Source organism: Pseudoduganella violacea, assembly GCF_014191875.1.
In the GTDB taxonomy this organism is placed as follows: Bacteria; Pseudomonadota; Gammaproteobacteria; order Burkholderiales; family Burkholderiaceae_D; genus Rugamonas; species Rugamonas violacea_A.
Map to the genome: position 1 here is coordinate 483,807 of NZ_JACHXD010000003.1, position 9,059 is coordinate 492,865.

The 9,059-nt window shown below is 63.2% G+C and carries 12 protein-coding genes; 3 read left to right on the forward strand and 9 right to left on the reverse strand.

Features of this window, described 5'->3' with window-relative positions; translation table 11 throughout:
- The first annotated feature begins 1 nt into the window (after position 1).
- Positions 2 to 1,015 (forward strand): zinc-binding alcohol dehydrogenase family protein, encoded by a 1,014-nt coding sequence (locus tag FHS03_RS08170; RefSeq protein WP_183440493.1) that lies wholly within the window; start codon positions 2 to 4, stop codon positions 1,013 to 1,015.
- Between the two features lie 9 nt (positions 1,016 to 1,024).
- On the opposite strand, the gene FHS03_RS08175 is transcribed toward FHS03_RS08170, so the two are convergent.
- On the reverse strand, positions 1,025 to 1,546 hold the full coding sequence (locus FHS03_RS08175) for a hypothetical protein (protein ID WP_183440494.1): 522 nt from the start codon (positions 1,544 to 1,546) through the stop codon (positions 1,025 to 1,027).
- A 290-nt stretch (positions 1,547 to 1,836) separates the two neighbouring features.
- Here FHS03_RS08175 and FHS03_RS08180 point away from each other — a divergent pair, with 290 nt between their 5' ends.
- Together FHS03_RS08180 and FHS03_RS08185 are read left to right on the forward strand one after the other, a co-directional pair.
- On the forward strand, positions 1,837 to 2,070 hold the full coding sequence (locus FHS03_RS08180; RefSeq protein ID WP_183440495.1) for a hypothetical protein: 234 nt from the start codon (positions 1,837 to 1,839) through the stop codon (positions 2,068 to 2,070).
- Between the two features lie 16 nt (positions 2,071 to 2,086).
- Positions 2,087 to 2,908 (forward strand): isocitrate lyase/PEP mutase family protein, encoded by an 822-nt coding sequence (locus FHS03_RS08185; protein ID WP_221208071.1) that lies wholly within the window; start codon positions 2,087 to 2,089, stop codon positions 2,906 to 2,908.
- Between the two features lie 17 nt (positions 2,909 to 2,925).
- On the opposite strand, the gene FHS03_RS08190 is transcribed toward FHS03_RS08185, so the two are convergent.
- The 8 genes from FHS03_RS08190 to FHS03_RS08225 form a co-directional block, all read right to left on the reverse strand.
- Positions 2,926 to 3,378: a lysozyme gene (locus tag FHS03_RS08190; protein WP_183440496.1), complete on the reverse strand. Its 453-nt coding sequence runs from the start codon at positions 3,376 to 3,378 to the stop codon at positions 2,926 to 2,928.
- On the reverse strand, positions 3,375 to 3,848 hold the full coding sequence (locus FHS03_RS08195) for a hypothetical protein (protein ID WP_050408653.1): 474 nt from the start codon (positions 3,846 to 3,848) through the stop codon (positions 3,375 to 3,377). The genes FHS03_RS08190 and FHS03_RS08195 overlap by 4 nt, the downstream gene beginning before the upstream one ends.
- A complete protein-coding gene (locus tag FHS03_RS08200) occupies positions 3,845 to 4,108 on the reverse strand; it encodes a hypothetical protein (RefSeq protein ID WP_183440497.1) in 264 nt (87 codons plus the stop codon). Before FHS03_RS08200 ends, FHS03_RS08195 begins: the two co-directional genes overlap by 4 nt.
- Complete coding sequence (locus FHS03_RS08205; RefSeq protein WP_150119081.1) at positions 4,108 to 4,470, reverse strand: hypothetical protein; 363 nt, start codon at positions 4,468 to 4,470, stop codon at positions 4,108 to 4,110. The genes FHS03_RS08200 and FHS03_RS08205 overlap by 1 nt, the downstream gene beginning before the upstream one ends.
- A gap of 160 nt (positions 4,471 to 4,630) precedes the next feature.
- Entirely contained in the window at positions 4,631 to 5,656 is a 1,026-nt protein-coding gene (locus FHS03_RS08210; protein WP_183440498.1) for a phage late control D family protein, read from the reverse strand.
- Between the two features lie 10 nt (positions 5,657 to 5,666).
- Complete coding sequence (locus FHS03_RS08215; protein ID WP_183440499.1) at positions 5,667 to 5,873, reverse strand: tail protein X; 207 nt, start codon at positions 5,871 to 5,873, stop codon at positions 5,667 to 5,669.
- Positions 5,848 to 6,726: a phage tail protein gene (locus tag FHS03_RS08220; protein ID WP_183440500.1), complete on the reverse strand. Its 879-nt coding sequence runs from the start codon at positions 6,724 to 6,726 to the stop codon at positions 5,848 to 5,850. Before FHS03_RS08220 ends, FHS03_RS08215 begins: the two co-directional genes overlap by 26 nt.
- A 1-nt stretch (position 6,727) precedes the next feature.
- Complete coding sequence (locus FHS03_RS08225) at positions 6,728 to 9,013, reverse strand: phage tail tape measure protein (protein WP_229426122.1); 2,286 nt, start codon at positions 9,011 to 9,013, stop codon at positions 6,728 to 6,730.
- Between the last annotated feature and the right edge of the window lie 46 nt (positions 9,014 to 9,059).

Here is a 9,059-nt window from a genome sequence, read left to right on the forward strand (position 1 = left end):
GATGAAAGCCATTGCCTACCGCGCCAACCTGCCCATCAGCGCCGATGAAGCCTTGCTCGATATCGAGCTGCCCGCGCCCGTCGCCGGCGGCCGCGATCTGCTGGTGGAAGTGAAGGCCATTTCCGTCAACCCGGTCGACACCAAGATCCGCCGCAACGTGGCGCCGCCAGCCGGCGAGCTGAAAGTCCTCGGCTGGGATGCGGTTGGCATCGTCAAAGCCGTGGGGCCGGAAGCCAGCCTGTTCCGCCCCGGCGATGAAGTCTGGTACGCGGGCGCCCTCAACCGTCCCGGGGCCAATAGCGAACTACACCTGGTGGACGAGCGCATCGCAGGCCACAAACCGCGCAAGCTCAGCTTCGCGCAGGCCGCCGCCCTGCCCTTGACCGCCATCACGGCTTGGGAACTGCTGTTCGAACGCCTGGAAGCGAGCCGCGACCGCAGCCTGAGCGGCAAATCCCTCCTGATTACGGGCGCGGCGGGCGGCGTCGGTTCGATCCTGGTGCAGCTGGCGCGCCAGCTCACGGGGCTGACCGTGATCGGCACCGCCTCGCGTCCTGAATCGGCGGCCTGGGTCAAGGAGCTGGGCGCCCACCATGTGCTCGACCACAGCAAGCCGCTGCAGGAAGAATTCCAGCGCCTGGGCTTGCCGCCGGTCGACTATGTCGCCAGCCTAAACCAGAGCGATACCCACTTTCCGGCCCTGGCCGAGCTGATCGCGCCGCAAGGCAAGCTAGCCCTGATCGACGATCCCGAGCAACTCGATGTGCGCCTGCTCAAGCGCAAGAGCGTATCGCTGCATTGGGAATTCATGTTCACGCGCTCGCTATTCGTCACGGACGATATGCAAAAGCAGCACCAGCTGCTCAACGACGTGGCCCAGCTGATCGACAGCGGCGTGCTGAAAACCACGCTGGGCGAGCACTTCGGCCCAATCAATGCCGCCAACCTGAAACGCGCCCACACCCTGCTCGAGAGCCAGCGCGCGACCGGGAAGATTGTGCTGGAAGGATTCTGACACTATGGTTCAGGCCGGCGCGGCGAGCTGCTGCGCCTGTTCTTGGCGCAGCAAGGCCAAGACGCGTGCGTCATGGCTGGCCAGCGTGTTTTGCAGATTGATGGCGGCGCTGCAGGAGTCGTCGATCACGCGCAGGAAGCCGTTCTGCGTCCAGTCCAGCAAACGCGAACGGAAGCCGATGCCGCTGAACATCTCGCCGATATTCACGCACAGCTCGCGCAGCGCTAACAACGTGCGCTTGGTCGCTTCGATATCGTCCTGCATGCCCTTGCCGATATCAAGCAATTCGCGGCTGGCCTCCTCCTTCTTCACCAGCTCATGCATGGCAGCCAGCCAGCTTTCAATGCGGCGCGCTATGCGGCGGATGCGCGTGGTTTTGCCACGCATCATCACACAATAATGCAGGCACAACACCCAGACCGGCAAGCGCGCCAGACACAGCGGCAAACCGGCGCTGCGCATCTTGTGTTCAACCTTCTTCAGCTTCTGCAACAGCTCGCCAATGCTGGCGGTAACGGGATCCTGACGCATGATGGTTTCTCCTGCCTTGCGCGACAAATGCAGTATAGCCACCTACCCTCGCGAGAAACCGCGGTGGGATTTGATCCAGCTTAAAGCCTGTGCATTCAACGCAGATGAAAAGAAAGCGCAGCGGCAAATATACCCGCCGCCCTGCCTGAAAAAGTACGCACTTTGTCACCTCAGCAATTATTTTTGAAAGTTACAAATTATTGAAATTTATCTATCAGAAAAATGCTAGAGTTCGCGCTCACCGGCCCATCTATAAGGCTGGAAACTATCGAAAATGAAGGAAGATGGAGATGAAAACGACAATGTGGGTAGCAGTACTTGGCTTCGCCCTGGCTGGCTGCGCCAGCACGGGAAAGCAGGAGGAGGTCGCGCGCAACTTCGAAGATAGCTACACCCCGACCGGTAGCCATATCGCACGCAAAACCGTTGACCGCAGCAACGGCGTGCAAAGCGTCAATAAGGAAGAATTTCAGCGCACCATGGAGATGAGCAGTCCATCGGCCGTCGACCCAAGTCGCCAATAAACTGACGGGATCCATAGTGATAGCTAACAAACAACACGATAGCCAGTTCCACGCCCTGCACGCCGACGGGCTGCTGATGTTGCCCAATTGCTGGGACGCCGGCAGCGCCCGACTGGCCGCAGCCAGCGGCGCGCGCGCCCTGGCCACCAGCAGCGCCGCCGTGGCCTGGAGCCACGGTTATGCCGACGGCGGCCAGTTGCCGGCCGATCTGCTGCTCAGCACGGTCAGCGGCATTCAACGCCGCAGCGATCTGCCGCTCAGCATCGATATTGAAGACGGTTACTCCGACGATCCGGAGCGCGTGGCCGCTCTGATCGGCGCCGTGATCGACGTCGGCGCGGTCGGCATCAATATCGAAGACGGTGCGCAAACACCGGAACTGCTGTGCCGCAAAATCGCCGCCGTGCGCCGCGTGGCGGACCAGCGCGGCGTCAAGCTCTTCATCAACGCTCGCTGCGACGTCTTCCTGCGCCAGTTGCTGGAACCCCAGCAGCGCGTGCAAGAAACCACGCGGCGCGCCCAGCTGTATCGCGATGCCGGCGCCAATGGCCTGTTCGCCCCCTTCATCAGCGCCGAAGACGAGATTCGCGCCCTGGCCGCCGCGACGCCGCTGCCGCTGAATGTGCTGGCGCTGCCGGGTCTGCCCACGCCCCAGCGTCTGCTGGAGCTGGGCGTGCGCCGCCTAAGCGCGGGATCAGCCCTGTCCGAATCCATGTTCGCCTGCGTACAGCAGTCCATGCAGCACTTCATGCGCAGCGGCGCACCGTATGCGGCGGACCTGCCCAAACTCGACTACGGCCAACTGAACGGTCTGATGCAGGACGGCGGCAACAGTTGAGCTGACTGCCGCGCCGTTCACGCCTCAGTGCTGACAAAGAGGCGGCGTTCGGCGCGGCGCCTGCGGCTCAAGCCCGCCACCACCCGCCCGCCCGCCTTATTCCACAGCAAAAAGCTGTCGGCCGCCCCGGCCAAATCCTGGCGCATCAGCTTGCGGCATACCGAACTGGCGCCGAACGCGCCCAGCCCGATGTTGTAGGCCAGCGACACGCAAGCGGCCAGCCTGGCCGGCGGCTCCAGATGCAGGGCCGGACAACGCTTCAACACCCCCAGCAGATACTGGCCGACGCGGCGGCGCAACATCGCATCGGCCTGCGCCTGCGTCCACACCATGCCTTCGGCCACGCCCAGCGTCTCACCCCAGCCGATGGTCCACACGCCCACCAGATCGCGGTAGGCGCGCAGGCGGCAACCCTCGAAAGCGCGGATCAGCGACAAAGCCTGCTCCAGCGCATCGTCCGCCCGCCTCATTTCTGCTTATCGAAAACGCGGCCCACGAACCAGAAGGCCAGGATGCCGGACAGGATGGCGCGGTCCTCGGCATCGTAAATGCGCAGGATCGCCTCCCAGCCGCCGATGCCCGACTGCAGCGCCACCACGAACATCGCCAGCTTGGCCAAGCCATACATCAGCAGCACGTAATAAGTCGCCAGCGGCCGCACCAGGAAATTCAGCGCATCGGCCCACCAGATGCCGAGCGGCTGCATCTGTCCCTGCAGCGCCGTCTTCTGCGCGTCAAGCAAGGCCAGCGCCTGCTCCACGCCGCCCTGATACTCCACCAGCGCCTGCTGGCTGGCCGCGCGCGTTTGCTCCAGCTGGAACTGGCGCTCCAGCATTGCCAGCTCATGCGCGTTATCGGTTTTCTTATGCAGGAAGCCGAACAGCTCCGGCATCAGCCGCAGCAAGCCGCCACCCAGCATCGACAGCAAGGACAGAATCATGGTTTTCCTTTCAAATAACGAAGCAGATACGAGGCCAGCAGCCACAGCGCCAGCAGGACCAGGGGCAGCAAGCCATGCCAGGTCCCCAGCGGCACGCGCCGGAACCAAGGCGCCGCCACAAAATCCAGTGCCCCGGTCGTCAGCACTAGCCAGCCCAAACGCAGATGCGGCGCCGTCTCCGGCCCCATCCGGTTAATCGCGAAAAAAAGGCCGTGATACAGCAAGAGCAGCGCGGCCAGGTGGGAAAGAAAAGGCAGCATCACTGCCCCCCAAGCAAAGAGCGCAAACGGCGCAGTCCCACCGGAATCAGCACCTGCGCCGCGATACCCAGCGCCGCGCCGCCCGCGATGCGCGTAAAGTCGCCCACGCCCTGCAGCCACGGAAAATAATGCAGCGCCGCCACCGCCAGCACCGGCGCGAAAAAGCCCGCCAGCAAAGCCGAGCCCACCACCGTGCCGACAATCTTCAAAGCCGACATTGGCGGCAGATAAGACAGCGAGACAAGCCCGCCGAAAAAGCCCGCCAGCAAAGCGTCATACTGCACGCCGAACACCGACCCGCTCAGCGTGATCGTCCCCGCCGCAAGCGCGATGGAGGCCGTAGAACTCGCAGGTTCAGTCATAAGTCTCCTCAAAAGTAAAAGCCCCTTTGACCTGCATCAACGAATGTCCCACCCTGGTGTCAGGCACCAGAGCAGGACATTCTTTGATCTTGCGCAAACAATGTCCTACCCTGGTGCCTGACACCAGGGTTAGACATTGTTTGATGTGGATCAATGGGGACTAGGGTTTGCCGAAGCCGGCCTTGGATTTGCCGCTGTTGCCAGCATTGATTTCGGCCGTGGTCTGCCAGCCGGAGTTGTTGAAGCTGTGGGTGACGGATTCGACCAGGTAGTCGCCATCGGCTTCCGGCTTCACGCCTTGCAGGCGCACGGTCTTTTCGGCGGCGATATCGGCGCGGCCGGGCATGGTCAAGGATCCGCTGGCGGTGGCGCGGTTCAATGCGCTAAGCCGGGCCTGTGCCGCGGCTTTGGCGGCATCGGGCGTGGGGTAGACGTGGCGGTCGATGTGGGTGGCGCCCTCGCCCTCTCCTTCGCCGCCAGGTGCTCCGTCGGGATTGGGGATGTCGACGTCGATTTGCTTGCCGCTGGCCGGGTCGTGCGCCTTGGCCTGCACCTTGCCGAAAGCGGAGCGGTCGGCGAAGGTCAGGCTGTAGCGGCTCAGCATATACGGCATCAGCGTCAGCGCGGGCATGGCCTGACCGCTGGCCGATTGGCCGCCGCCACGCGGCAGCACCAGCAGCTTGCCATCCTTGACCGTGGCGGTCGCGCCGTGCGCGCGCGCCAGCCGCGTGATGAAGTGCAGATCGCTTTCGCCTAGTTGGTCGGCGCGCGCAATTTGCGCTTCGACCTTGCAGACCGGCTGCCAGCCATGCCGCTGCGCCAACTCGGCAACGATCGCAGCCAGGCTTTGGTTTTCGTAGCCCTGGCTGCGCGTACTTTTGGCCGACTGGCGCATATCCGCTCCCTTGGCGCGGATGGTGATCACGGCGGGCGGGCCTTCCAGTGCCACCTCGTCCACCTTGTAGCAGCCCATATAGCTGAGGCCTTGTCCGCTCCAGCCCAGCGACACTTTCAGCAAGGCGCCCTTGGGCGGGATGGCGATTTTGCCGCCCCGGTCGTCGAGGCGGATTTCACAGCTGTCCGCTTCCAGGCCCGGCTTGTCGGTGATGCTGAGGCTCAGCAGACGGTCCTTGAACAGGGCCGTCACGTTCTTGTCGTTGGCGATGATTTCAAATTCTGCCTGCATCACGCCTCCTTCAAGACCACAGCTGGATGCTGTCGCGGCGCGGCGGTGCCAATTCCGGCATGCGAATCAGCAGTCCCGCCGCATACGGCTGCGCCTGCGCCGCCAGGCCCGGATTGGCTTCGTACACCGCTTCCACCGTGCCGGCCATGAAGCCATAGTGGGCATGGCAAATGCGGTCCAGCACATCGCCGTCACACGTTCTGATAATCGTCGCCATAGCGCTTGAACTCCAGAGTGAAGGTTTGCTTGCGCGCCGCGCCGTCGGCCATCAGCGTTTCCTGATCCTCGCTGAGCGACGTCATATACCAGCGGCCCAGCACTTCGCCATAGCCGGTGGTCAGCAGCAGCGGCTTGAGCGCGCGGCCGACGGCCCGCAGCTTCTCCAGCTCACCGCCGCCTTGCCGGAAGGCCGCGTAAATCGCGCCCGACAGGGTCAGGCTCTCGCTGCCCTGGCCGACCGCTTGCAGCGCCTCGGGACGCGACAGCCTTTCCTGCGCCGCGATATTGAAATTGGCCTGACGCTTCAGATGATCGAAAGCCGTGCCGGACAGGCCAAAGTGATAACGCGTGCCATCCTCGGCGCTCAAAATCAGCAGATGCGGTGTGGCCGCAGCGGCAGCCGGCGCGGCATCATCGGTCTTCTTGGCCAGCGACGACACGGCTTGCGCCGCATCCGCCGCCGCGCCGCCTGGACCGCCAGCGCCAATACCAGTCAAAGCTTTGAAGGATTTGCTCAAGCCGCCAACGGCCGCCGTCAGCTTGCCCGCCGCCGCCTTCACTTCCGCGATCTTGCTGGCGGCCAGCTTCTCAGCGCCGTTGCGAAGCGCATTCAAGCCACGCTGAATGGCCGTGCCATCGGCCAGCGGCAGCACGCGGTTCAAAGCGCCCTGCGCCGCCGTCACCAGCTTGGTAGCGTCATCGATATGGCCCACTACCCGCGCCGTCAGCTTGCCCACCCTTTCCTTACCGTGATCAAGACGCGCATTCACCTTGTCGCTGATGTGGCGCGCCCTTTCCTCCGCGCGCGCGATCTCGCCGGTCGCGCGATTGATAAAGTCCTTACTGCCCATATCAGGCTCCTTGTAAATGCGCCGTATCGCCTAACAGGGAACGGCTTTGCTGCGCCTGGAAATCCTTGAATTTGCTGAACACCAGTTGCGCCAACTTGTCGGCCAGGATGGCGGGGTCGCGTGCATCGCCCTGCACATTCACCGTGATGCTGGGCGTGAAGTTCATCTGCGGCGGAGCCGTTGCCGCACTGGCTGGATTCGCAACGCCTGCACCCGGCGTCATTTGGCTCATCAGCGCACTCGCGGCCGCACCGGCCGGAACGCCGGCCGAAAAGCCAATCCCAGGCATCGTCATTCCGGCGCCTATGCTTGTCGCACCGAGTCCCGCACCAGCAGCCGTAGCGGTTTGCGCGACCAGGCCTGCTTTTGCCTGCTGCATCAATTGCCGCGCCGACGTGGATGCTGACGATGCGTCCTTTTCCTGCATCAGCGATTTGGGCGCATAGTTCAAGGCTTTGTCGCCAACTTTCGACCACAGCCACTCACCCGCCATGGAGCCAAGCGCCGTACCAACCGGACCGCCCAGCGCCGTGCCAACGAGACCGCCTACCGCCATCGCCCCCATGCGGCCGATGGCAGATGCCTTCTCGCGCCGCGTGCCATCACCCGTGAGCGTCCGCACTGCCTGGAAGCCAGCGATAGCCACACCGGCAGCCCCCATCAATTTGCTCGCGCCGCCAAGCCATGGCATGGTGCGTCCAGCGACGCCCGAAGCCTGCGACCAAAGACCACCGGCACGCGCCGCCATGCCACCAAAACTGCCGCCAATCCGTCCGCCGATCCGGCCAAGCATGCCGCGCGCGCCACGGTTTGCGGCCGGAGCGCCGGTCTGCGGCGTACCCGGCCGGCCCGCTTGCGCACCGCCAGCCCTGCCCGAGGAGCCTGCGCCAGCCTTGCCTTTGGCCTTGCTCTTATTCTTGCCGTTGCCAAACGATTCAACGCCCGATCCCGGCCAATTGGTGACGAAGACTTGCTGTACCTTGCCATCCGCAGCAGCGGCGGCATCCACCATGCCAGGCAGCTTGCCCCGGCTAAGCCAGGAACCGCGCACCACATCGCTTCCGCCGCGCAGCAGGCCGAAACCTGCCTTGCCAAGCTTGTAGGCACTGAATGCCGCGCCCAGGCCAACCACGCCCATTACAGCCTTGGGAGCGGCTTGCGCCAGATCACCCACGGCATTGGCAAGGCCTGACGCCACCTCCGCCGCCACATCGCTCATCGGACGAATCGCATCGCCGATCTTGCGCATGGCGTTGTCCATGGAGTTGCTGACGTCGTCCCACTTCTGCTTGGACGTGTCCAGGCGCTGCTGATGGTCGCTTTGCAGGATGTCGCCCACCGGCGCCATACCCGCCGTGACCGGTGCATCCTTCTTGATTTCAGCCAGCGCAGCCGTACTGCCTTTGGCATCCCACTTCTTGAACTTGTCCTTCAGGCTTTTCTCAGCCTCGGCGACGCTGCCGTCCTTCTCGACCTGCGCCTGCAGCAAAGCAGCCGCCTGGGTGACGGCGTCCTGGCCTTTCAAACCAAGCTTCTGCATGCGGTGCAGCAGATTCGGCATGGCCTTCGCCATTTCTGCCGGATCGATTTTTGCCGATTTCGATGCCTGCGCAATCGCCGACAACGCCGCCTTCATTTCGGCAGGCGATTTCAAATCGGACTTATCGCTGATTGCGCTCATCAGGGCTGCGGTCTGCTCCGAACCAACGCCCTGCCCCACCGAGAACTGCGCCAGCAAAGGCGCCAGCGCAGTCGCGTCATTGGCCTTCATGCCGTCGCCAACCAGCTGCGTCATGGCCTTCGCCATATCGGTCTGGCCCATGCCGCCTTTTACAGCGATATCGGCCAAGGCGTTGCCGATGCGCTGCTCCTCGGCCTGATTCTTGATGCCAGCCTTGATCGAGAAGTCACGCATCACGGCCTGATAGTCAGCCGATACTTTGACCACCTTCATCACCGGCTGGGACCATTCCTTCGCTTGCGAGAATGCGCCCTTGCCCAACTCCAGGCTCTTGCCCCATTTATCCAGGCCACCGGCTTTCATCTCAAGACCACGCGAGGCGCGGCCTAAACGGTCATACGACTCGGCCATCCGATCCAGTTCGATGCCATGCTTTTTCAGACTGGCATAGTTCGTCGTCAAGCTGGCATAAGTGGGCTGGGTCAGTTGCGCGGTCTTATGCATGTCGCGCATCTTCTGCTGCAGCTTTTGCGTTTCCTCGATCACCGCCCGCAACTCGGTCAACTGGCTGGCCTTGCTGCGCAAAGCGCTAATTCTTTCTTCCATATTCACCTCATAAGCCATGGCCTCACGATGCGGCGTCTTCCAGCCA